The sequence below is a fragment of the Rhizobacter sp. P2_H2 genome (assembly GCF_056403375.1).
In genome coordinates, this window is the sequence record NZ_JBFUFP010001853.1 from 1 (window position 1) to 524 (window position 524).

Consider the following 524-nt stretch of genomic DNA (forward strand, 5'->3'; position numbering starts at 1 on the left):
TCGAACAGCGGCGAGCGGCTCGCATCGCGCACCGGCTGCAGCCGCTCGACCAGCAGCGACAGCGGGTACTCCTGCGCGTCCAGCGCCTCCAGCAGCGTGCCGCGCACCTGCTGCATCAGCGTGCGGAACGGCAGCTCGGCATGCACCCGCGAGCGCAGTGCGACCGGGTTCACGAAATCGCCCAGCACGCGCGCGAACTCCGGCTGCGTGCGGCCGGCGGTCGGCGTGCCGACGATCACGTCCTCGCATCCGGTGTGGCGGTACAGCAGCACCTTGAACGCAGCCAGCAGCAGCACGTACAGCGTCATGCCCTCGTCGCGCGCGAGCTGGTTCAGGCGGGTGGTGGTGGCGGCATCGAGATGGAAATCGAAGCTCGCGCCCTGCCCGCTGCGGCGCGGCGGGCGCGGGCGATCGGGCGGCAGCTCGATCTCGGCGCGCGGCGCGGCGAGCTGGCGGGTCCAGTACGCGGCGAGCTGCGCGCCCTGCGGGCCGGCCAGCATCGCGGCCTGCCAGTCGGTGTAGTC

General features: G+C 73.1%; 1 protein-coding gene. It reads right to left on the reverse strand.

Going from position 1 to position 524, the window contains the following annotated elements:
- Positions 1-524: condensation domain-containing protein (locus AC1D15_RS36590; RefSeq protein WP_477829949.1), on the reverse strand; the 524-nt coding region annotated here is incomplete at both ends.